The sequence below is a fragment of the Desulfosalsimonas sp. genome (genome assembly GCF_055149105.1).
The window spans coordinates 1-22,437 of record NZ_JBSRLA010000030.1; the positions used below are offsets into that span (position 1 = coordinate 1).

General features: G+C 50.5%; 22 protein-coding genes, 1 pseudogene and 1 riboswitch. Of the genes and pseudogenes, 13 read left to right on the plus strand and 10 right to left on the minus strand.

Translation table 11 applies throughout. The features are described 5' to 3' along the window. The first annotated feature begins 285 nt into the window (after positions 1 to 285). From ACTCIA_RS08710 to ACTCIA_RS08730, 5 genes and pseudogenes are all read left to right on the plus strand, one after another. Positions 286 to 834, plus strand: coding sequence for a DEAD/DEAH box helicase family protein (locus ACTCIA_RS08710; RefSeq protein ID WP_463001462.1), 549 nt, complete (start codon positions 286 to 288; stop codon positions 832 to 834). A gap of 94 nt (positions 835 to 928) precedes the next feature. Further along, positions 929 to 1,246 (plus strand): annotated as a pseudogene (locus ACTCIA_RS08715) (helicase-related protein); the annotation flags it as partial. Between the two features lie 39 nt (positions 1,247 to 1,285). Next, a complete protein-coding gene (locus ACTCIA_RS08720) occupies positions 1,286 to 2,776 on the plus strand; it encodes a hypothetical protein (protein WP_463001464.1) in 1,491 nt (496 codons plus the stop codon). Positions 2,777 to 2,781: 5 nt separating this feature from the next. Further along, a riboswitch (cyclic di-GMP riboswitch) is annotated at positions 2,782 to 2,853 on the plus strand. 142 nt (positions 2,854 to 2,995) lie between these two features. After that, entirely contained in the window at positions 2,996 to 3,637 is a 642-nt protein-coding gene (locus ACTCIA_RS08725; protein ID WP_463001421.1) for a class I SAM-dependent DNA methyltransferase, read from the plus strand. 308 nt (positions 3,638 to 3,945) lie between these two features. Further along, positions 3,946 to 4,410, plus strand: coding sequence for a universal stress protein (locus ACTCIA_RS08730; RefSeq protein WP_463001422.1), 465 nt, complete (start codon positions 3,946 to 3,948; stop codon positions 4,408 to 4,410). 200 nt (positions 4,411 to 4,610) lie between these two features. On the opposite strand, the gene ACTCIA_RS08735 is transcribed toward ACTCIA_RS08730, so the two are convergent. Further along, positions 4,611 to 4,901: a hypothetical protein gene (locus ACTCIA_RS08735; protein ID WP_463001423.1), complete on the minus strand. Its 291-nt coding sequence runs from the start codon at positions 4,899 to 4,901 to the stop codon at positions 4,611 to 4,613. Then, positions 4,894 to 5,133: a GIY-YIG nuclease family protein gene (locus ACTCIA_RS08740; RefSeq protein WP_463001424.1), complete on the minus strand. Its 240-nt coding sequence runs from the start codon at positions 5,131 to 5,133 to the stop codon at positions 4,894 to 4,896. The genes ACTCIA_RS08735 and ACTCIA_RS08740 overlap by 8 nt, the downstream gene beginning before the upstream one ends. Positions 5,134 to 5,439: 306 nt before the next feature. Between ACTCIA_RS08740 and ACTCIA_RS08745 the strand changes: the two genes are divergently transcribed. After that, positions 5,440 to 5,628: a 2-hydroxymuconate tautomerase gene (locus ACTCIA_RS08745; RefSeq protein WP_463001425.1), complete on the plus strand. Its 189-nt coding sequence runs from the start codon at positions 5,440 to 5,442 to the stop codon at positions 5,626 to 5,628. Between the two features lie 111 nt (positions 5,629 to 5,739). Here ACTCIA_RS08745 and ACTCIA_RS08750 read toward each other — a convergent pair whose 3' ends face one another. The 5 genes from ACTCIA_RS08750 to ACTCIA_RS08770 all read right to left on the minus strand — a co-directional run bounded on the left by ACTCIA_RS08750 (position 5,740) and on the right by ACTCIA_RS08770 (position 14,072). Next, the gene (locus ACTCIA_RS08750) at positions 5,740 to 9,333 is read right to left on the minus strand and encodes a PAS domain S-box protein (protein WP_463001426.1); all 3,594 of its coding nucleotides are present in this window, start codon (positions 9,331 to 9,333) and stop codon (positions 5,740 to 5,742) included. Between the two features lie 125 nt (positions 9,334 to 9,458). Further along, positions 9,459 to 11,390, minus strand: coding sequence for a sensor domain-containing diguanylate cyclase (locus tag ACTCIA_RS08755; protein WP_463001427.1), 1,932 nt, complete (start codon positions 11,388 to 11,390; stop codon positions 9,459 to 9,461). Positions 11,391 to 11,457: 67 nt separating this feature from the next. Continuing rightward, positions 11,458 to 12,684: a cation:proton antiporter gene (locus ACTCIA_RS08760; protein ID WP_463001428.1), complete on the minus strand. Its 1,227-nt coding sequence runs from the start codon at positions 12,682 to 12,684 to the stop codon at positions 11,458 to 11,460. An 89-nt stretch (positions 12,685 to 12,773) separates the two neighbouring features. Then, complete coding sequence (locus tag ACTCIA_RS08765; protein ID WP_463001429.1) at positions 12,774 to 13,223, minus strand: hypothetical protein; 450 nt, start codon at positions 13,221 to 13,223, stop codon at positions 12,774 to 12,776. Positions 13,224 to 13,226: 3 nt separating this feature from the next. Then, positions 13,227 to 14,072: an SDR family NAD(P)-dependent oxidoreductase gene (locus tag ACTCIA_RS08770; protein WP_463001430.1), complete on the minus strand. Its 846-nt coding sequence runs from the start codon at positions 14,070 to 14,072 to the stop codon at positions 13,227 to 13,229. Between the two features lie 446 nt (positions 14,073 to 14,518). Between ACTCIA_RS08770 and nhaC the strand changes: the two genes are divergently transcribed. Continuing rightward, on the plus strand, positions 14,519 to 16,093 hold the full coding sequence (gene nhaC / locus ACTCIA_RS08775; RefSeq protein WP_463001431.1) for a Na+/H+ antiporter NhaC: 1,575 nt from the start codon (positions 14,519 to 14,521) through the stop codon (positions 16,091 to 16,093). A gap of 224 nt (positions 16,094 to 16,317) precedes the next feature. After that, a complete protein-coding gene (locus tag ACTCIA_RS08780) occupies positions 16,318 to 16,629 on the plus strand; it encodes a hypothetical protein (RefSeq protein ID WP_463001432.1) in 312 nt (103 codons plus the stop codon). Positions 16,630 to 16,748: 119 nt separating this feature from the next. On the opposite strand, the gene ACTCIA_RS08785 is transcribed toward ACTCIA_RS08780, so the two are convergent. Beyond that, positions 16,749 to 17,042: an MTH1187 family thiamine-binding protein gene (locus ACTCIA_RS08785; protein WP_463001433.1), complete on the minus strand. Its 294-nt coding sequence runs from the start codon at positions 17,040 to 17,042 to the stop codon at positions 16,749 to 16,751. A gap of 162 nt (positions 17,043 to 17,204) precedes the next feature. On the opposite strand from ACTCIA_RS08785, the gene ACTCIA_RS08790 reads away from it, so the two are divergent. After that, positions 17,205 to 17,636 carry a DUF4395 domain-containing protein gene (locus ACTCIA_RS08790; RefSeq protein WP_463001434.1) on the plus strand — a complete coding sequence of 144 codons (432 nt, stop codon included), beginning with the start codon at positions 17,205 to 17,207 and terminating at the stop codon, positions 17,634 to 17,636. 15 nt (positions 17,637 to 17,651) lie between these two features. Continuing rightward, positions 17,652 to 18,233, plus strand: coding sequence for a TetR/AcrR family transcriptional regulator (locus ACTCIA_RS08795; RefSeq protein WP_463001435.1), 582 nt, complete (start codon positions 17,652 to 17,654; stop codon positions 18,231 to 18,233). On the opposite strand, the gene ACTCIA_RS08800 is transcribed toward ACTCIA_RS08795, so the two are convergent. After that, positions 18,230 to 18,994 carry an alpha/beta hydrolase family protein gene (locus tag ACTCIA_RS08800; RefSeq protein ID WP_463001436.1) on the minus strand — a complete coding sequence of 255 codons (765 nt, stop codon included), beginning with the start codon at positions 18,992 to 18,994 and terminating at the stop codon, positions 18,230 to 18,232. The genes ACTCIA_RS08795 and ACTCIA_RS08800 overlap by 4 nt on opposite strands. A gap of 181 nt (positions 18,995 to 19,175) precedes the next feature. Between ACTCIA_RS08800 and sdhA the strand changes: the two genes are divergently transcribed. The 3 genes from sdhA to ACTCIA_RS08815 are packed head-to-tail and all read left to right on the plus strand — an operon-like array spanning position 19,176 to position 22,211. Then, positions 19,176 to 20,906: a succinate dehydrogenase flavoprotein subunit gene (gene sdhA, locus ACTCIA_RS08805; RefSeq protein ID WP_463001437.1), complete on the plus strand. Its 1,731-nt coding sequence runs from the start codon at positions 19,176 to 19,178 to the stop codon at positions 20,904 to 20,906. Between the two features lie 36 nt (positions 20,907 to 20,942). Continuing rightward, the gene (locus ACTCIA_RS08810; RefSeq protein WP_463001438.1) at positions 20,943 to 21,659 is read left to right on the plus strand and encodes a succinate dehydrogenase/fumarate reductase iron-sulfur subunit; all 717 of its coding nucleotides are present in this window, start codon (positions 20,943 to 20,945) and stop codon (positions 21,657 to 21,659) included. A gap of 51 nt (positions 21,660 to 21,710) precedes the next feature. After that, on the plus strand, positions 21,711 to 22,211 hold the full coding sequence (locus ACTCIA_RS08815) for a hypothetical protein (protein ID WP_463001439.1): 501 nt from the start codon (positions 21,711 to 21,713) through the stop codon (positions 22,209 to 22,211). A 49-nt stretch (positions 22,212 to 22,260) separates the two neighbouring features. Here the strand turns inward: ACTCIA_RS08815 and ACTCIA_RS08820 are convergent, their stop codons facing one another. After that, positions 22,261 to 22,437 carry a hypothetical protein gene (locus ACTCIA_RS08820; RefSeq protein WP_463001440.1) on the minus strand — a complete coding sequence of 59 codons (177 nt, stop codon included), beginning with the start codon at positions 22,435 to 22,437 and terminating at the stop codon, positions 22,261 to 22,263.

Below are 22,437 nucleotides of genomic sequence, written 5' to 3' on the forward strand. Positions count from 1 at the left end.
TCATTGGCCGGCACCTCCCGGCTCAATGTATTACGGAAGAAAACCAAACTGAAGAAAAAGGGAAGAAAAAGAAGAAAATGGTTTTAAATTAATAAGTTGTAAGAAAAAACAAGGAAGTAGACGTACATTTTCAGACCGCCAGCTTTATGGCATTTTTATACTGGCGCTGACAAATGGGGTCTGCAGCCTGAAAAAACCCCGGAGATCTTTGACTCCTGTCACAAGTATGGACATTCCGATGCAGCTTTTGAGCCCAACACCGCGCAAAAAGAAGCCCTTGAAAGCCTGGCGGCCCAGCGCAGGCAGGGAGCAACCAAGGCCGCAGTAGTCGCTGCCACCGGGATCGGAAAAACATATCTTGCAGCGTTTGACTTTAAGCAGAGCAGCCATAAAAGCCTTCTGTTTATAGCCCACCGCGAAGATATACTGAGCGGTGCCCTGGAAACTTTCCGCAAGGTCATGAATGACCCGAATTTTGGCGTGATCTACGGAAGGGGCAATTCCAATGCCGGTGATGGCAGTGCGGTTTTCGCAATGATACAGAGTCTTGGCAGAAACAATCACCTGGACAACTTTTCCCCCAGCCAGTTTGAATATATCGTGGTCGATGAATTCCACCGTGCAGAAGCTGCCGGCTACCGGAGAGTGCTGTCCCATTTCCGCCCGCAGTTTCTCCTGGGCCTGACAGCCACACCCGAAAGGATGGACGGCAGAGATGTTCTGGCCCACTGCGATTACAATGTCGCCTATGAAGTGCGGATTCTGGAGGCAGTAAGGCCTGGAGGCAGTAAGGCGTGGGTGGCTGGCACCCTTCCAGTATTTTGCCATCTATGATGAAACAAATTATGAACAGATCCCGTGGCGGGGGACCCGATATGATGAAGAAGCCCTGGACGCTGCGCTTAAAAATGACACCCGCACCACCATCGTGGCCCGGAATCTTAGAAAATATCTGCCGGCAACCGGCAAAATAAAGGCGCTGGCATTCTGCACCTCGGTCAGTCATGCCCGCTATACAGCCGAAAAGCTCACAAAAGATCACAATATCCCGGCAATGGCCCTGTGGGGAGAAGCAACAGATGAAGACCGCCATACAGCCATGGACCGGCTTCAGCAGGAAGACGATCCCTTAAATGTTATCTGCACCGTAGACCTGTTTAATGAAGGCACGGATATACCCGCACTGACCCATGTGCTATTTCTGCGGCCCACCCAGTCCTTTACCCTTTTTCTGCAGCAGCTCGGCCGGGGCCTGCGCAAGTATCCGGGGAAGGATTTCCTGGTCGTGCTGGATTTTGTCGGAAATTTCAGAAAGGCACACACCGCTCCTCTATCACTTGCCGGATATACTTCCCTGGCCGACTTTGCTGCCTTCCCGGATGCAAAAATCCAAAAGACAATGGCGCAAAACCTGCCCGAAGGCTGCTATGTCAGCGCTGATCTTGAAGTCCGGAAACTCTGGGATGAACAAATAAAACAGATTTTTCAAACGAAATTTTCTGTAGAAAACCGCCTGAAGATGGTTTATCAGGATATTAAAAACGATCTTGGCAAAGATGATCTTCAACTGCTTGATATATTGTATAATGCCTATGATATTGACCCATATGTTTATTTAAAAAAGTTCGGCAGCTGGCTTCGGGCAAAAAAATTCTGCGAAAACGGCAATATCAGTCAGTTTGAAAACAATCTGCTGGGCACCCGGGGTGAAGAGTTCCTTGCCCATATTGAAACCGGCATGAACCCCGTAAAATCATATAAGATGGTTGTTCTCCTGTCACTTTTGGAACTTGAAGGCACAAGCTGGAGAATAGAAGATATCGCCGGGCAATTTTTGTCTCACTACTTGAATCATCCGGACCATATTTTCGACTACGATGCATTGGCCAGATCATCGGATCCTGAGAACTATCGCATTTCTTCAGTAATTGCCCATCTCAAAAACATGCCCTTGGACAAACTGAGCAATACCCCGGAAGATTGTTTTGTTCTGGACAGCAGCAACAATGTTTTCCGAATCAAACCCGAATATGAATCATTCTGGAGGGATGCATCGTTTCGAAATCTCGTAAAAGACCGTGCTGAATTTCTTTTGGCTCGTTATTTCATGAGAGCCCGGCTGCAGCAAGTCATCTATTACAGTCCTTCTATTCGAAAAGAAGGCTTTAAGGTAAACCGAAAATTTATTGATGAATTTTTTGCGGACAACCCGCCGGAGCCTGGAGAAAAAAGGAAAATTATAATAGTTGCGGACAATAAAAAATTCAAAGCATTTTTGTTCCGCAACGCCCGTGATAATGAATACCAGATGTCTTATGATGAAAAAAGCCGGATTGCCGAGTTTTTCCAAAACGTTTTTGCTACTCCCCCGGAAACCGGTGAAAAGGCTTTTACACTGGTCGCGGATAAGAACAGCCTGCGACTGGAGTTGCCCCAAAAAATTGTCGATCTTCGTGGGATGGTGGTGGATATCCCCTATACAAAGAACCCGGATACGGGCATAACCACCAAATTCCGGGAATTATTGAGCCAATCCGTTGATCAGACCGAATGGGAGATGCTATTTGAAAAACCGGCTTATGAGGGATCAATAGAAATTGAAATCGTGGACGGGGATGCATTCCGGGCATGGACGGGTGCGAAATTCAGAGACAAGTCCCGTTTCCCGGCAAGAATAAAAGCTGCAGCTACAGCGCTTTTACATGAAGGCTTTCGCGGGGAGTTCCGTGTAGAGGCAAAGGGGAAACGGGTTTTAATCAGCCAAATAGCAAAATAAAGAGGTTATGAAAAAGCCAAACCAATCGTGAGATTGGAACGGAAAGTCACGGGTCTTGCCGGTACTGGTTTTTAAAAATGGATGAGGCTGCCCCAATGGTTTAAAGCATTCACCGCGCAGGTCATTTATGAAGCGTGATTTCGAACTCAGTCTATAAGAATCGTCAGCAGTTTAGGGGCGCGAAAGACGAAAAACACAAAAAAGCAAAAACGGATTATTATGAAAACTGCAAAAGAGTATTTCAACAAATCGGCAGATCAGTGGGACAAACCCCGGCGGGTCGCCATGGCAGACAATGTGTCAGCGGCGATACGGAAAAATATCCCTGTTTCCAAAACCATGACGGCCATGGAATTCGGCTGCGGCACCGGGCTGATCAGCATGGCCCTGGCCCCGGAGGTGAAACATGTACTGGCCGTGGATATGTCTGAAAATATGCTGGCGGTGCTGGAAAAAAAGATTGCTGACAACCGGGTGGACAATATTACCCCTTGTCAGCTGGATCTGACCGGGGGAGAGGTGCCCGGGGAGCGGTTTGATCTGATCTTTTCGAGCATGGTCCTTCATCATGTAAAAGATGTGGACAATCTTCTGGAAACCTTTTTTGAGCTGCTAAACCCCGGCGACAGGCTGGCCCTGGCCGATCTGGACGCGGAAGACGGCGGGTTTCACGGAGATATCCCGGATGTATTTCATCAGGGGTTTGACCGCAAAGAACTGGGCCGGATGCTGGAAAGAAAAGGTTTTACGGATATTTCCGCGGCAACGGCCCATGTGATTGAAAAAGAAAGTGCCACCACCGGCAAGCCGGCTGAATTTCCTGTATTTCTGATCACCGCAAAAAAAAATACAATTTCTTGATTCTTTTCTGAATTGACCCGCAACAATCCAGGAGTGGTTATCACGGACTGGAATATTTCGCAGATGTGCTGACTCAAATACAGGCCGTCGCAGGCATGGTAATCTTCATAATTCACATCACTTGTAAAATGCTGGATCCCAGGTCTTGAGAGTCTTTTTGTGCCTGAGGCAATCGCCGATTTTTTGACAACTGATGCAGGCGTGACTATTTTTTTATCCGAATCCGGGGAGTATCGTTTGCACAGTCGACGATGCAAGGGGCCTTCAAGAGATGAAACATCAATGAAGCTTCACCCAAGGAGATGAGAATGACAACTGAAAAATCCATAGATAAGATCTTGTTTGCACTGGAGCTTTCTTCCCTTTCCAAAAGTGTTGCCGAATGGGTAAAGGTGATGGGAAAACAATTCAATGCCGAAGTGCATGTGCTGCACGTAGTACCCGAGCTTGACTACTGGAAAGTCGCCTATGCCATATCCCCGAGGCATCTGGATGATGAAAACAAAATCCTGAATAATGCAGAAAACCAGGTTGAAGCCTTCTGCCAGGAAAACCTCGAGGCACTGCCTAGGCTCAAAACAAAGGTCGTGATCGGCAAACCCGCAGAAGAGATCGTCAATTATATCAAAGATGAATCCATCTCCATGGCGGTGATGGGCACCCACGCCAAAAGTGGTCTGGACCGGACAATATTCGGTTCTGTTGCAGACCGCGTTCTCCGATTGTCCCCGGTGCCCGTATTCACAGTCAACCCGCACCCCCCGGAAAACTAATCCAGGCGAGCACTGGGCAGCCGACGAACGGGGACCTATTTCTGCAAGAACCGGCAAACCCGGGAAAAATGTCTAATCCGGATTTCCTCTGCAACGCGTTTCATGCCTTCAATGGTTGGGGCAATCAGTCCGCTGCTCTTGTTGTATCTTGTCAGCAGTTCCCATGCACAATCTCTTGACGGCGAAGATGAACTCATAACTTACCCTCCAATGTCAGTGGATCCATGCTCCTGTACCCCCCACGCATCTGAGTCCGCCGCATACCGGAGAATGAAAACACGGCCCTCCCCGGTCTTGACCTTGAAATAATTGACAACCGGTTTATCCGCTGTCAGGCCGCCTTCATACCATCGGTCCAGTATTTCGGATATTTCCACCCGGCGGCCCTGGCAGATAAAGGCCACAGGCAGTTGACAGGCCTTGTATCCGCTGTAGCATTCAACTGCCGCGGGCTGGTAAATTCTGTCTGCATCAAAATCGTTTTCAGCCATCTATCAGGTCCAGTTTCTTTGCCCGGGGCCATTGTTTAATCCGGATTTCCCGTTTCAGCGCCGATGACCGGGTTGGATGAGATTCCTGATAAACCAGTTCAACCGGCGTTCGGGCTCTGGTGTAATTGCAGCCTGTTTTCAGGTTGTGCTCCCCAATCCGTCTGGAAACATCCTTTGTGATGCCCGTGTAAAGGCTGTTGTCCGCACAGCGGATGATGTATAGGTGCCACATATCAGAGGGATTGTTTTTTCTTATGAATTGGGTTCTGTTTGAACACTCATGGATTGTCAGGCTATTTTCGCTTTTAATGCCATGATTTATATGGCCGATACAGTTGGAAAAGACAACCGGAAATTGACCCCCTCCGAGCAGTTGCTTGCAGCCTATCAGGCTCAGAATTGGATGCCGGCATAAATGGTATTTGACAAAATTCAACGCTGCCCGTATTTCTTTAAAAAAACCGATCTGACCGCAAAAGCGAAAAGATCGCCGGCCGGCAGAAAGACAAATGAAAGTGGCTATAAAGGAGGAAATGTTTTGCCGATTGTAAAAATTGACATGATAGAAGGCCGCACTGATGAACAGAAAAAGAACATGATCAGGGAAGTGACCGAGGCAATATCAAAAACAGCCGATGCCAAGCCTGAAACCATTACCATCATTATCAATGATCTCCCAAAGATCAATATCGCCAAGGCGGGCAAATCCCTGGCGGAAACAGCGTAGGAATCCGCTTAATATCTTTTCTCCCGCTCACGGGGATTGAAATGGCGGTTTCCAACAGAATGCGTGAGGTATCAGTCAAGGCAATGCTGATTGTCTTGTTTTGAAATGAATCTATTTCTGCTCAATGGCTTCACGTACTTTGATTGCCAGATCCTGAATGGAAAAGGGCTTTTGAATAAAATGCACCCCCTGTTCGAGAACACCGTGATGAGCGATTACATCGGCTGTATAACCGGACATGTAAAGGGTTTTCACTGCTGGCTGGCAGAGAGCCAACCGGGCTGAGAGATCCCGGCCGTTCATCTCCGGCATGATCACTTCTGTTATGAGAAGCTGTATTGTGGCCTCATGTTTTTCGGCAAGCTTTAAAGCCTCACCCGGATTTTCGGCGGTCAGCACAGTGTAGCCCAGTCTTTCGAGCATACCCTCAACCAATTGTAAAATTGCCGTTTCATCTTCGACAAGCAAGATGGCCTCAGAGCCGGCAAGCATTTGTGCTGTTGATTTGCTGGCCGATTCCGAGGCAGATTCCTGCGGGTTGTTGCGGGGCAGATAGATGGTAAACGTCGTACCCTGCCCGGGCTCGCTGTAGACATTGATAAATCCGGAGTTTTGCTTGACAATGCCGTAGACCGTGGGCAGGCCCAGGCCGGTTCCCTTGCCGACTTCCTTTGTTGTGAAAAACGGTTCAAAAATGTTGTCTATGGTTTCCTTGTCCATGCCGCATCCGTTGTCGCTGACCGCCAGCATCACGTATTGCCCCGGAATGAAACCTGCATGTGTTCTGCAGTATTCCTGGTCAAAAGAAATATTTTTTGTCTCTATGGTCAGTTTGCCCACATCGGAAATGGCATCGCGTGCATTGACAGCAAGATTGGCCATGATCTGGTCAACCTGGGATGGATCTATTTTCACCTGCCACAAGCTGCCGGAAGGATGCCAGACAAGCTCGATGTTTTCTCCGATCAGGCGCTGCAGCATTTTCAGCATGCTTGAAATCGTGTGGTTTAAATCCAATTGAACAGGACTGCTTGTCTGCTGTCTTGCAAATGCCAAAAGCTGTCTGACAATGCCGGCTGAACGCTTGCCGGCAGTGTAGATTTCCGTAAGGTTGCTGTGCAAGGGGTCTTCAGGTGACAGCATTTCAACAGACATCTCTGCATAACCATTGATGATAGACAACATGTTGTTGAAATCGTGGGCCACGCCGCCGGCCAATTGGCCCACCGATTCCATTTTCCGGGATTGCACCAATTGGGCATTGAGCCTGTCTTTTTCCTCTTCTGCTTTCTTGCGTTCGGTAATATCCTGCACTATGCCGGACATCTTCCTCCGGCCGGGCGTTTTTTCGGGCAAAGGCCGGCCTGCAGCCCGAATCCAGCGAATTTCACCGTCACTGCGGCAAATGCGGCATTCGAAGTCCCAACCGGTTGATGACGCTTTGGCTTCCTCGAAAAGCCTTTCCACCTCCGGCCGGTCCTCCGGAAAAACATGATCGAGAAACATTTGATAGGTCCATTCAGAAAGCATGGATTCATATCCGAAAATACGATCATGCTCAAGGGTTCGATAGGCGGTTTCATCTGCCAGGTCAAGTTCCCAGCCCCCTGTTTTGCTCATTTCCAGCACGAAGTTCAAATGCTGCTCACTTTTGCGCAAGGCCTCCTGGGCAGCCACCCACTCGGTTATGACTTCAGTATACACCACAATACCGCCAATAGACCCGTCGGCCTCGTACCATGGGCGGCACTCCCACCGTGTCCAGTCCAATGTGCCGTCTTGCCTGGGATAGCTGTCGCGCTCGCCGCGGGAGACCTTGCCGGCCAGCGCTTTTTGATGCGCATCCCGCCATTTTTGCGGCAAGTCAGGAAACACATCATAATGATGCCGACCAATGACATCGGCCTCCTTTACCTTATATCTGTCAAGGTATCGCTGACTTACATAAATATAGCGCAAATCCTTGTCGTGTACCGCAACTGCGCTATTGGCATGTTCGATGATGTAGCGCATCAGGTCATAGGAGTGTGAAAGCTTCTCCTCCATCTGCTTGCGGCTGGTGACGTCTTCAAACGTGGAATACACCTGAAAAGGAAACGCTTCTCCGGGCTGAAACATTGGAATCGCTGTTATGGAAAGCCAGATATAATCATTTCTATCCGGACGAAAAACGCCCCGTGTGACCGGGCCGGTTGTTTGGCCGGTTTGCAGCGCGGCCATGGCCGGATGCTCTGTTCCCGGGACCTCTGAGCCGTCCTCTTTTATCATCTTCCAGCGGGAATCCATGGATGTCCTGTCGCGCATCCGGTCAAAAGCCAATCCAAGAATCCTTTCTGCCGCAGGATTGGCCGAGACGATGGCGCCTTCTGCATCCTGATAAATGACCCCATGGGTCATGGTCTCAAACAAGTGACGATGCTTTTCCTCGCTTTTTTTCAGGGCACTTTCAGCCTGTTTGCGGTCAACAATTTCGCCGATCAGCTGTGTGGCCGCCAGCAGGCGCTGCTTTGCAATTTCGATAATAAAATAAGGGCGGTGTTCATAGCTTTGCGCATTGTCAAGGAGTTGGGTGGCCGTAACGCCATAGTCTCCGGACAGCCTCTGCAGTGCAGCCTTGTCACGGGGCGGATCGCCATACCCCATATTAATGGTGCCGACAATTTTCCCGCCACTGTAAATCGGCGCGGCGTAAAGCCTTATACCGCCTGCGCAGGCAATATCCACAGGTTCACCACTTTCCATGCAGATTTTCGAAGCTCCCCAACATGACTCGTGGCACAGCCATTTGCCGCAAGCAAGTGCCGCTTGACCGTCTTTGGTTTTACACAGCCGCCATGAAGCCGTATCCATTACACGGCACCACCTTGAAGAGAAAATGCCCAGTGCATAATCGCCGTTTGACTCATATACCGCTGCAGAGGTACCCAGGAGGCGCAAAAAATCTTCCACGATATTTTTCAGCACATCCCTGCCAACCGAGTCCAAAAGGACACGCCTGGTGTTGAGTGCAGAAAGATCCCCGTATTCCGGTTTCACATCCTTCCCGGACTTTGCCAAATATCCATGACCCGGGTCCAGCATCCATTCGATTCGTTTAAGGTTGTTTTCCCACTTCTTTCGCTGCGTGATATCCCTCGCGCTGAAAACAATTTCCCGCGGATTGCTGCTGTTATCGGTGACAATCCTTCCTATGGTTTCAAGCCACATGTAAGAGCCGTCATTGCACCTGAATTGATATTCAACCGTCCGGGGCCCTCCTGATGCCAGCAATTTATTGAATTCTTCCCGCACATGGGAAAGATGCTCCGGGTGTACAAAGCCCATTACATTTTTTCCGAGCAAAAAACCTTGCTCATAACCGAGTGTTTCGTGGGCTTTTCCTGCAAATGTGATGTTGCCTTCAAGGTCTGACAACACCACCATGTCGATCATATTTTCGGTGACAGTGTTTAAAAGCGCGGCCTGGTCCTTGTACTTTCCGACCTCCTTTAAAAAAGCTTCATTTTGCAGCTCCGCCTCAAACTTCTGTACCTGGATTTCATCAAACAAATGCTGAATCTCTTCATGTGTCATGGCATCCAGATCGAAAGGCTTTATGGATCGGGCTTTTTGCCGGGCTTTTTCGCGGATCTGTTCCGGGATGGGAAATGGGGGCGTGCTGGATCCGAAACCGGGCCTGTCTTTGTTATCATCTGTGTTTCTCATATTTTCTCCCACCTCAATACAGGAAAGCCAGAGACGCTTGGCCCTTGCTGGCCATTTTTCCCCTTTCCATAATGGCATAAATTTCTTTTCGGATGTTTTTATAATTCCATAAATACATATTGCCACTATGAAAAATTCATTGCCACTCTGTTGCGCCCGAGCCGCTTGGCTTCGTAAAGGGCATCATCGAGGCGTTTGAGCAGGGAATCCTTGGTATCTGCAGAAAGGATTCCGGTGACCCCCAGGCTGATGGTCACCCTGCCCACATGGAAAAAGGGTTCAGCCTCCATGTGCCCGCGCAGCCTTTCGGCCACCTCGCCTGCGGCCCCTTCCTCTGTTTCCGGCAAAATGATGATGAATTCCTCTCCGCCCCAGCGGGCCGGAATGTCTGAATCCCTCAGACTGGCCCGGCTCCGTTTGGCCAGTTCCACCAGCACCTTGTCTCCGACATTATGGCCATGGTTATCGTTTACCGCTTTAAAATGATCCAGATCAAACATAATCAAGGAAGTATCCCTGCCGTAACGCCGGACTTGAGCCAGTGCCTGCGAAAGTTCGGTTTCAAAGTACTGACGGTTAAAAAGTCCGGTGAGACTGTCGGTGGTGGCCATCCTTTGCAGGCGATCTTCGGCGAGCTTTTTTTCCGTGATATCTCTGAAGGTCCATAAAATCCCGTTGACCCTTCCCTCGTTGAGAATGGGGCATGATAAAAACTCAAATATCCTGCCGTCTTTTAACATTATTGTATCCCAATCTTCCCGGGGCGAGGCATATAAGGCATTTACCTTGCTGTAAAAGGCTTCCGGATCCTGAACCTGGTCCAAAATGTATTGAATGCGCTGCTCTTCTTTTAAGGTGGCAAAAATATCACCAGGGAGTTGCCACATCTCCTTGAAACGAGAATTGGTATAAACGACTCGTCTGTTGTTATCCACGACCAGAATGCCATCCCTGGAAGACTCTATAATGGTCTTGAGCTCGTTGGCTCTTCTCTGCAGCGCCCGCTCTGTCAGTTCTTCGATATTATTTGCAATGGCGGCGATTTCATGGTTGGATTTGTCATACGTTACCTCAGTTTTGGGTTTGCTTTCCACGATCTCGCCAACCCGTTTTCCCAAGGTGATCAGCGGAGCTGCGATGCGTTTGCCAAAATACCAGCTTTGCAGCATTGCCAACGACATGGCGAACAGAGCGATACAAAGCGCATAAACAGAAGTGCGAAGCAAAATCGGATTGATCACCTCACTGCGCTCTACAGTAGTGACAATACACCAGTTCACCTTGTCTACGATGTTGTAAAATGCCCACCTCTTTCCGTTTTTCCCCTGGTAAGAAAACCAGCCCTGCTTCCCGGTAAGCCTTTCAGTGATGCGGGGCATGGCGCGGCCAAGCATATCACTGTCGGGATGAATGACAGCCTTGCCTTCCGGGTCAAGCACAAAGCTTTGCTGGGACCGATATTCCTTTTCTTCTTCCAGCAAGGCATTGGCCCGATCCGGGAAAACATCAATGGCCAGAACACCATTGACTTCACCTTTTGCGTCAACCAGGGCCTTGGACTGGGAGATAAGCCATTCATGGGTTTTGGCATCCCGGTAGGGAAGGCCAAAGGACTGCCCGGGTTTTTCTTCCAGGGCACTGGTATACCACGGCCTTTCTGTGGCGTTATACCCGTCCGGAGGAATGTAGTCATAAATCAAAAGGCTTCCATCCGGATGGCCGGAGTAAATATATCCAATATCCTCATTTGTTGCTGACGCCTGTTTATAAATCCTTAAAGCGGTGTCCGCACCCGGGCCATCTGCTGCGGTCAACGCTGCGATCTCGGGAACACCGGCCAGTATTTCAACGATGTTGGAAACTTCCTTGAATATCCCGGAGGTTATAAGGCCGGCCTTGATATTTGTTTCCCGGATGGAGTCTTTTGCTCTTTCGATACTGGTTATGCCAAAACTGGCAAAAAAAACTGCCCCGAATACAATCAGGGCGATGCCTGCAAAAACAAGTCCTGAGTATAAGACTTCTTTTGTTATGCTCGGATGTTTTTTAAAAACCATACATGCTCCAGCCCTGGCTCATTCTATAACCTCTCAATATAGCCGGATATTTTGCGATACAAATTGCTCAGGTATCGACACCGAGTTCCCCGGAACGACTCAGGGCCAATTTGGCCATGACCGGTCCGATCAGTTCATGGAGCACAGCCGCTCCGATAACGATTCCGATAAAGGTATCTGCCAGGGGGGCAAACTCGGGTTTGCCGCGGATCATCAGTGCCAGTCCGATGACGATGCCCCCTTGCGGAAGCAGCCCAAATGCCGTGTAACGCCGAACTTTTTGGGGTGCACCGGAAATGGCTGCCCCCACAAATGTACCGGCAAATTTCCCGGCTGCCCTGAAAATGACAAATAGAACCACAAAGCCGGCAACCCCTGATGAAAAGGCGGCGAAATTCAGATGCATGGCGCTGATGGTAAAAAACAGCACAAAAATCAATTCTTCGGTGTAGCGCTCAAGCATATGGAAAATCTGTTCCTGGTAGCTGCAAAAATTGGCCACCACCACACCCATGGCCATTGTGGCCAGCAGTTCGTCCAAACCCAGAATGCCGGCCACTCCAAAGCATGTCGCGAGCATGCCGAAAACCAGCACGATCATTGCGCTTTCGGTTTCACGCCGAAACAGAACAACACAGCTTTTTAACAGCCACCCAAAAACTGCCCCGAGCATGATTCCGCCTGCCACAGACAGGACAGGTGCAATCACGGCCGATTTTACAGAAAGACTGTCACCCATGAAAATACCTGCTGCCGCAATGGCAATGCTGTAGTTGATAATGCCAAGGGCGTCATCAAGAGCGGCAATCCCCATAATGCTTGCACTCACATCACCTTTGGCCTTGTATTCATGAGCAACGGCCAAAGCAGCAGTGGGGTCCGTGGGCGACGCTGTGGCGCCCAAAAGTATGCATAACGGCAGCAATATGGCGGATTCATGTCCGGAAAAGGTAAATCCCGGCAAATAGGCAGCTGCAAAAACGCCTAATATCACGGCAAAAAATGCCAACTCCGCTTCGAACAGGGCAATGGAAATAATTCCCTTACCCAGCCGCTTTAACCTGGAAATCACCAGGGTGCCACCCACGGAAAATGTAATAAAAGCAAGAGCGATATCCGTGATACCGCCGGTATGATGCACAAAATCCACTGGAATCCATCCGGTCAGGCGGGGATTTAACACAATGCCGGCCACAATATATCCCGTAATCTTTGGCAGTCTTACCAACCGGGCAGCCTCGCCCATTGCCAAACCGACCATGATGATCAGCCCCACGACCAGTGCACTCTCCATTGGTTTCCTCCGGACAGAAACGCTTTAAAAACCGTAAAATCAGTAAAAAGTATCCCCATTGACGGGCGGGCCGGAAGTCATCAGGCAGATCACGCTTTTCTGATTTCCCTGAAAAAAACCCGCATATACCGGATACTTGAGAGCACCAGGGCCAGGCCGATGGCAATGTAGCAGACCGCCAGATAGGGTCTGGGAATTGGTGAATAGCGAAGCAGCAGACCCAGGATGACCATAAAGACAATGAGCAGGTAACTTTTCCAGGGAACAAAGGAAAACAGGCATTTTTTTCCGTCTGCCGGAAGGATTCTTCTCAGGTTGCCATCCACGATGCGCAAAAAACCAAAGTGGTGAACCAGCAAGGCCAGTACAAAGCCAACAGCGGCAAACGCATAGGGGGATGTTTCGGGCGAGGCGGCATAAAGCCACATCCCTGCAGAAAACAACAGCATGAGCCCCACACAGACCCAGGCTGCCCCGGCCATAAGAACCAGCAGGCTGCCGGGCACGGCTGGTTTGTATTTTTCAATGTTTCTTTTCATCAACTATACTGCATCATCGGGCCGGGTAAGCTCACGGCTCAGTTGCCGAAGTTTTTGCCGCGCCTGTTTGTCATGTGCCTGGGCCATGGGTTCGGCCCGCATTTTCCCGTTGAAATACACACCGGTCACGCCTTCGAGTTCCGGGGATGCGGCCAGATACTGCACCGCCTCCGCTCCCTGGTCCACCGCGTCCATGGAGCCGCTGAAGTAATCGGTCTCCAAAACCATATTGGTGGGCATCAGGGTTGCCGGGTGAAGGCAGTTGACTGTAATTGCGGTGTCTTTTAAATCCCCGGCAAGATCAAAGGTAAAAAGGATCATGGCAAGCTTGCTTTGCCGGTATGCCCTTAATCCGTCATACCCATTTTCAAGCATCACGTCGTCAAAGTCAATGGATTGCTGGCCGGCCGAAGCCACGTTCACGATGCGCGAAGGAGCCGATTCCCGCAGCAGGGGCAGCAGCCGGTGGGTCAGCAGAAAGGTCGCCAGGTAGTTGACCGCAAAGCGCAGCTCATGACCGTCCCTGCTTTTCTGCCGGGCCGATCCGGTCGGCCCCGGTCCGATGCCGGCGTTGTTGATCAGCACATCCAGACGTTTCTGATCGGCCCGGATCTGCCCGGCAAGTGTTCGGACTTCATCCAGGCTCGAAAAATCCGCATTATAGTAACTGATCTCCGGATTGCCCGAAGTGTCCCGAATCTCTTCGGCCAGGGTTTTGCCTTTCTGCGGGCTGCGGCCGTGCAGGATCACACGGGCCTTTTGGGAAGCCAGATCCAGCACGACTTTCTTTCCCAAACCGTCTGTTGCCCCGGTAATCAGTACCGTCTTGTTCTCACCCACCTGCGTCATAACATACCTCCTTTAACAGAAAATATGGAGAGGACCGGAAAATGTCAACAAGGCAGGATGATCCGGGCCGTAAACATGGTGCCGGCGGGAATAGTTGCGCAATTTAATTTGCTATATTTATTTTATTTAATAAAAACAGTTAAAAAGTTATTTTTGGTTTATATCTTATTGTTTTTTTTCTATTTTAAATAAAATTTAAAAAATCAGTCAAATTAAAATTAGGACTTTACAAACAGATAAAATTGAGATATGTACATAATCTTCAAAAACAACTACCTAATATTATGGCATTCTTGATGCTTGCCAATCCAAAAGACTGATAAAACTAACCCTTGGTAATTAAAAAGTTTTTTGGCTTTTATCAGTCAGATAAAGCATCAGAGCCCGTGTGTTTTTGAATTTGATTCAAAATACAAGAAATTTTTAGTAAAAAAGGAGAGATGAAAATGAACAAGGATTTAGAAGAAAACAAAGATTTTCCTAAACCCAGTCTGTTCATGGCAATTCTGCCGGTTGCCCTGACATTGGGCTTGATGGCTGTACAACTGCTTGTATTTGACGCATTTATTCCCCATGTGCCGCTGGCCATCGGTATTGCCATTGTTGCGCTTCTGGCCTGGTCACAGGGCTATAAATGGAAAAATATGGAAGAAGGCCTTTTCCATGTTGTTTATCTGGGGCTGCAATCCATTGCCATTCTCACGATCGTGGGCATGATCATCGGCACCTGGATGCTCAGCGGAACTGTGCCGGTCATGATTTACTACGGTCTGCAGGTGATCAACCCCACCTTTTTTCTGCTGGCGGCCATGATCATCTGTGCCATTGTTTCTGTTTCTCTGGGCACTTCCTGGGGAACAATGGGAACAGTGGGCATTGCCCTGGTGGGCATCGGCCAGGGACTTGGCGTGCCCATGCCCCTTACCGGCGGCGCCATTGTTTCCGGTGCTTTTTTCGGCGACAAGATGTCTCCGCTTTCCGATACAACCAATCTGGCCCCGGCTGTTACCGGAACCAATCTTTTTAAACATATCAAAAACATGATGCCCACAGCAGTGCCGGCCATGCTGATTGCCGGTGTGATTTACGTACTTTTGGGCCTGCGGTTTGCCGGAGAGCCCATGGTCGCGGAAAATATCACCCAGATCACCGGGACCCTGGCTGATACCTTTACCCTGAACCCCCTGCTGCTGCTGCCGGCTGTTTTGGTCATCACCCTGGCGGTCCTGCAATATCCCGCCATTCCGGTTCTTTTTGTGGGTGTTGTGGCCGGCGGACTGGTGGCCGTTATTGGTCAGGGCGCAAGTGTCAAGGAAATCTTTGCCGTGATGCAAAGCGGCTTTGAAAGCAGTACCGGCGTGGAGACAGTGGATGCCCTGCTGAGCAAAGGCGGGATTCAATCCATGATGTGGGTGATTTCCCTGCTCATTATTGCCCTGGGCTTTGGAGGGATTCTGGAGCGCACCCGCTGCCTGGAAGTGATCCTGCACAGCATTGTCGGGTTTGTGAAGAGCCGTTTCGGCCTGGTGACGTCAAGCACATTAAGTGCATTTGGTACCAACATCATCACAGGCGACCCCTATTTGTCCATTGCCCTGCCCGGGCGCATGTTCGGCCCTGCTTACCGGGGCAAAAACCTGTCCGCACTAAACCTCTCCCGCTCCCTGGAAGAAGGCGGCACCCTGATGAATCCCCTGGTTCCCTGGAGTGCAGGCGGCGCATTTGCCACTGGCGCGCTGGGCATAGAGACCCTGGCTTACGCACCGTTTGCCTTTGCCTGCTGGCTTTCTCCGATCATCGGCATCATCTACGCTGCTTTCAACAAGTTTATGCCCGAGGCCACTGAAGAAGAACAGGTGCAATGGGTTGAAGATGAAGAATACATTATGATCGGCGGCCAAATGATACCCGGCAGCGAGTTTGACGCCAAAAACTTTGAAAAAGATCTGAACAAAAAGCGCAAAAAAATCAAGGCGCGCAAAAGGCCCGGCTATGCCTATGCAGCCGCCTCCGGCAACTAGCCGGCAAGAGCGGCCAGGCCTTTGCAAGGCTTAAAACCCATAGATGCCAAGTACGCCCCATTGAAAGCCCCGGCTTTCAATGGGGCGTTTTTTTGCGGCAGTCTCCCCTTCTTCCGGGCTGCCGGGGAAATTTTCAATATTTAATGGCAGCCGCCTGCACCATGTTTATAGTATTGATTGAAACAGCAAAATGCTGGATAAAACAGCAAAAAGGAGGGGTACTTATGGATCCAAAAGATTATTGCAATTCAATGGCAGCAGAACTGACCGCATGGAAGGCCAAGCTATTTGACGTAATCGCCAGGACAGACAAAATGAGCACTGAGCAAAAGGGCAAGGTCTGGGAATATTTCGGAGAAATGAAGATTATCATCCAGGACCTTGAGGATAAAATCGAGTCTCTTCGCACAGAATGTCCGTCTGATTGGAGTCCGCAAAAAAAAGAAATTGAGGACGCCCATGTGGATGTGCGCTCCAAGTACGAAGAAACCCTTGATTATATCGGAAAAGCCTCACCGATGTCCGTTCCCGGCTAACGGCCTGACCATAAGTTGTATTCTTGGACCCACGCCCGGTTTCATTTTTCGGGCGTGGGTTTTTCATTGCAAGCGTCACGCTGCCTCAGCCTTATCGGAAAAGCGATGCCGTCATCCATTTACAAATGCGACTCAACCGATGCCATTTTTCCGGAAAGGCCATTGGATCGGTCTTTTCGGTAGTCGGCCTTTATGGTCAGATAAATGCGGTCGCAGTCATTTTGCAAGTCTTTAAAACATTGATCCACAACCTTGACCACCTCCGGCCACTGGCCTTCGATGCAGGTGCCCATGGGGTTGGCTTCATAAGGCAGGCCGCTGCCCTGAATAATTTTGAGAGCCCGGGCCACATAGGGGCTGACACTGACGCCCTTGTCCATGGGAAAAATCGACAGCTCCACGATAACACTCATAAAATCCTCCTGTTGATTGATTTTCCACCAAGGTAACTTCAATCGAATTTTTGTGCAAAAAACATGGTGGCAAAAATCACATCGTCCTTGACAAAAAGCTTTTCTGCCATTAGAATGAATATTCGTTCTAATGAAAAAAATCATTTATTAAGGAAGGTCATTATGGCAGAAGCATGTCCCATCTCTTTTGAGACGATCAATGAAAAAGTGGCAAGGGTCAATGCCGCACTGACAGTGCTGTGCATGCTGGTATTTGTGCTTACCCCCTTTAAGGCCGTTATCCTGATCCTTGGCGCGGATCTTTTCATCCGGGGATTTTTAAAGCCCGGCTACAGTTTTTTCAGTCTGCTGAGCCGGGGCATACTCCGGATGCTCAATACAGAACCAGCAATGACAAATGCCGGCCCGAAAATCTTTGCCGCAAAAACCGGGTTTACCTTCAGCTGCGTGATCGGCCTGCTGTATTTGCTGGGGATTCCGGCAGCAAGCTATATATTTGCCGCAATTCTGGCGCTTTTTGCGTTTCTTGAAGCTGCTGCGGGTTTTTGCGTGGCCTGCCGGCTTTATCCATTCATGCCCGACTTTGTCAAATAGGCGGGTTGTATTCTTTTGAAAACTCTGACCACCCAAGACAGGCAGCAGCGAATCCTGGACACCGCACTGGTGCTGTTTTACAACAGCGGCTATTTCAACACCTCTGTGCATGACATCCAGCGCGCCGCAGACGTGAGCATCGGATCGATTTATCACCATTTCGGAAACAAGCAGGGCATTGCCCGGGCTCTCTACCACGACCTGGCTGCCCGGATGACAGAGGCGGTTTTCCGGATCATGGAGGAAAACACGGAGCTTTACCAAAGGGGCCGGGCGTTTGTGGACCACCTTTTTACCATGGCCGAAACCGCGCCTGCGGCCATGCATTATATTCTATACGCCAGGCACCGGGAGTTCATGCCGGGTGAAAAATCCATCTGCTCCTCAAAACCCTTTGAACAAGTACAGCAAATGATCGGCCAGGCCATGGACCAGGGCGAGATCCGGAAACTCAATCCCGCCATCGCCTCAGCCGCCCTGTTCGGCGGGGCCATCCGCCTCATTCACCTTCGCCTGGACGGTGTCCTTGAAAGCCCCCTGCCCGGTTACGCAGCCGAAACCTGGCAGTGCGCCTGGCGCTGCGTTGCCCTGCCTTAAGATCGGATATACCTGCCGGACCAGGCGGCAATGATGCCGCCGGCATATAAGGAATCCGCCCTGCGGCTTAAAAGATGGTCCGCTGTATCCATGGACACAAAACTTTTGGGATGCCTGGCCGCCTGAAATATTTCAGATGCATTTTCGATTCCCACAATGTTGTCCACGGGAGAATGCAAAATCAAAAGCGCCCGGTTGAGATTTTTGACAACCCCTTCCATGTTTTGCGCCTTCATGTTGTCCAAAAACTGTTTTTTGATCCGAAACGGTCTGCCCCCGAGCATGACTTCAGCCTCGCCCTCTTCCTCGATTTTCTGCTTTGCATCGCTGATGTGCTGCAGCACGTGATCCGGTCTGGCCGGCGCGGCAATCACAGCCACTGCCCTGACAGCGCTGATGTCGGCTGCCGCCTGCAAAGCTGCGGCCCCTCCCAGGGAATGGCCGATGAGGATTTGAGGGGCCTTGAAATTTTTCTCCAGATAGCCGGCCGCGTCAATCAAATCGCTGACATTGGTGGTAAAACCGGTTTCTGCAAACTCGCCCTGGCTCTGGCCCAGACCGGTGAAATCAAACCGCAGGACAGCGATACCCCCGGCAGTCAGGGCATCATTGATGTTGTGGACGGCCTTGAGGTTTTTGGTGCATGTAAAGCAGTGGGCAAAAAGCGCAAACGTATGCGGCTTGCCGCCATCGGGCAGATCGAGCTGGGCCGCAAGCTGATGTCCGTGCCGGTTTGCAAACTGCAGACGCTTGAAATTCATCAAAATTCTCCCTGATCCCGGTTAAATGTTCGACATTATACAAACTTAACCCCAGGCGCCCGGTTTTTCCATCCCAATCGGTCCATAAATGTTTCGCCGGTTTGACGGATGCTCCCGCAGGGTTAAATTGTTTAAAAGGGATACAGGAAACAATCACTCCTGCTTCAAAGGGAAGATGCAAATGGAACACAAATATGATGCAGTCGTGGTGGGGGCCGGACTTGCCGGGCTCCGGGCAGCCATCGAACTGGGGGGAAACAGCAGGGTTGCTGTCATCAGCAAGGTTTTTGCAACCCGCTCCCATTCGGGTGCGGCCCAGGGGGGAATCGGTGCAGCCATTGGAAACCAGGAGGAAGACAGTTGGCAATGGCACATGTTTGATACCGTCAAGGGCAGCGATTATCTGGGCGACCAGGATGCCATTGAGGTAATGGCCAAGGACGCCCCCAGGACCATTTACGAACTCGAACACATGGGCGTGCCTTTCAACAGGACCCCTGAAGGCAAAATCGCCCAGCGGGCCTTTGGGGGCCATACCCGCAATTTCGGGGAAAAGGCCATAAAAAGGGCATGCTTTGCCGCAGACAGGACCGGCCGGGTCATTCTCGATACCCTCTGGGAGAAAAGCCTCAGGGCGGGAATCGACTTTTTCAATGAGTTCCAGGTCCTTGGCCTGCTCATGGAAGATGGCCGGTGCTGCGGGCTGGTGGCTTATGAGCTTTTGACCGGCAAATTTCATACATTTCACTCAAATGCCGTGCTGCTTGCCACCGGCGGCGCAGGGAAAATTTACCAGACCACGTCCAATGCATTTGCCTCCACGGGCGAAGGCCTCTCGATTGCCTTCAGGGCCGGGGCCCTGCTCGAAGACATGGAATTTGTACAGTTTCATCCCACCGGCATATACAAACTCGGCATTCTTATCAGCGAAGCCGCCCGGGGCGAAGGCGGCATACTGCGCAACCGGGACGGAACCCGTTTCATGGAACAATACGCCCCCAAAATCAAGGATCTCGCCCCCAGGGATCTTGTTTCGCGCTGCATGACAGAAGAAATGCTTGCCGACCGCGGAATCGACGGAAAAGATTATCTTCACCTGGATCTGACCCATCTGGGAAAGGAAGTGCTGGATTCCAAACTGTCGGAAATCTCGGGTTTTGCAAAAACCTATGCCGGCATTGATCCCGTCTCAGAGCCGATTCCGGTTGTCCCGACATGCCATTACATGATGGGCGGCATTGCCACGGATTCTGACGGCAGGGTGCTTGCAGATGACAAAAAAGCACCTGTTTCCGGCCTTTATGCCGCCGGAGAATGCGCCTGTGTATCCGTGCACGGGGCCAATCGCCTGGGGTGCAACTCCCTGCTCGACACGCTCGTATTCGGCAGAAGGGCGGGAAAAGAGATCAGAAACTTCATTGCAAAAGAAACTCCGCCGCCCGCACCCACCGGCCAGGCAGATGAAATAACAGGCAGGATATCGGCCCTTCTGGATTCCGAAGGCAGTGAAAAGCCCGGAGACATCCTGATAGGGCTGCAAAAGGCAATGAAGGACAATGTCGGTGTGTTCAGGACAAAAGAAAGTCTTAATGCCGCTCTTTCAGTCATTGAAGGACTGGAGCAGCGCTACCAAAACGTCAAAGTGGTGGATAAGGGCTGCTGTTTTAACCGAAACCTTCTGGAGGCAATAGAACTTGGCCACATGCTCGAGATTGCAAAAGTGATCGCCATGGGCGCCCTTGCAAGGGAAGAAAGCCGCGGGGCCCACTTTCGGAAGGATTTTTCCGAAAGGGATGATCAAAATTTTCTCCATCACACCTTGTTCAGGCACGCAGGAGCCGGAACAACACCTGAATTTTTGAAAAAACCGGTTTCCATCACGCGCTTTGAGCCAAAGGAAAGAAAATATTAGAAGTCTTATGACAACTGCCACGGGAGAACAGCGGTTATGAAAACCACATTCATTGTATTCAGATACGATCCGGCCACAGACGCCCGGCCCCGTTACGACGAATACGAAGTGGAGGCAGAGGGCACTGACAAGATTCTTGACTGCCTCAACAAAATCAGATGGGAGCAGGACCCCACCCTTACCTACAGATACTCCTGTGCCCACGGCATATGCGGCTCTGACGCCCTTGTCATAAACGGCAACATCGACCTGGCCTGCCAGAAGCTGATCCGGGATTTCAAGACCGGAGGCAACTTTATCATTGAACCGCTTCCGCTTTTTACAGTGATCAAGGATCTTCTGGTGGACCTGGAACCGTTTTTTGAAAAATACCGCCAGGTGCAGCCCTTCCTGATCAACAGCCAGGACCCCCCGGAAACAGAAAGACTTCAGGACAGCCAAAACCAGGCATTGATCGAGCCGTCTTTGCGGTGCATCCTTTGCGGGTCCTGTACAGCGTCCTGCCCCATAAACCGGGCCAATGAAAACTATGCAGGGCCTGCGGCACTTTTAAGGGCATTCAGGTATGTTTTTGACTCCAGGGACACGGCAACCCGGGAAAGGCTCCGGCAGCTTGACACCAAAGACGGGGCATGGGGATGCCGGAACATGTGGTGGTGCACGGATGTGTGTCCCAAAGAAATCCCTGTCACCAAATGCATCGCCCAAATCAAAAGGCGGATAAAGGAAAACAAAAAAGAAGATGGTTCATAGATCAATGATCCCCGGATTTTGCGAAAACACAGGTATCACAAGGAGGCGGCGATGTTTGAACTCAAAAAGCTCCCGAAAAAAGACATCGGCAGCGCACTGGAAAAGGCGCGTTGCTACAGGTTTCTAAACGAGCCCAGAGAAGCCGAGTCCATATGTCTTGACATCCTGGACGTGGAACCGGAAAACCAGCAGGCCCTGATAACCCTGATTCTTTCCCTGGCGGATCAGTTTTCAGGCGAGCTCAGCGCAGAGTTTTCAAGGGCAAAAGAACTGCTGCCCCGTTTGAGCACCAGGTTTCATCAGGTCTATTATGAGGCGATTATCAGCGAAAGAAGGGCAAAGACCCATCTTAACCGCGGCGGGCACGGCTCCGGGAACATGGCCTACAAATGGCTGAAAAAAGCCATGGATTTATATGAGGCGGCCATGAGCATGGACCCCCAGGGAGATCAGGAGGCGATTTTGCGGTGGAATGCGTGCGCGCGGCTGATAATGCGGTCTTCCAGCCTGAAACCCTCGGATGAAACCGGGGAGGAAATTATGCTTGAATAAACAGGGCTTTTCGGAGTTTTGAGCATCACGAGCCGTTCACAGACCAAAATCAGAGATTGACCAGGCTCGAGACCTTATCGCCTTCAAACTTTGTGATCAGGTTCATAAGAAAATGTTCCCGCGCTTCGCTGTCCATGTCTTCCAGAAGCCTGCTCAGTATTTTCGTGATCTCTGACAATGCATTTTCAGGGGGCATGCCGGAAATCATTTCAAAAAGTTCATCCAT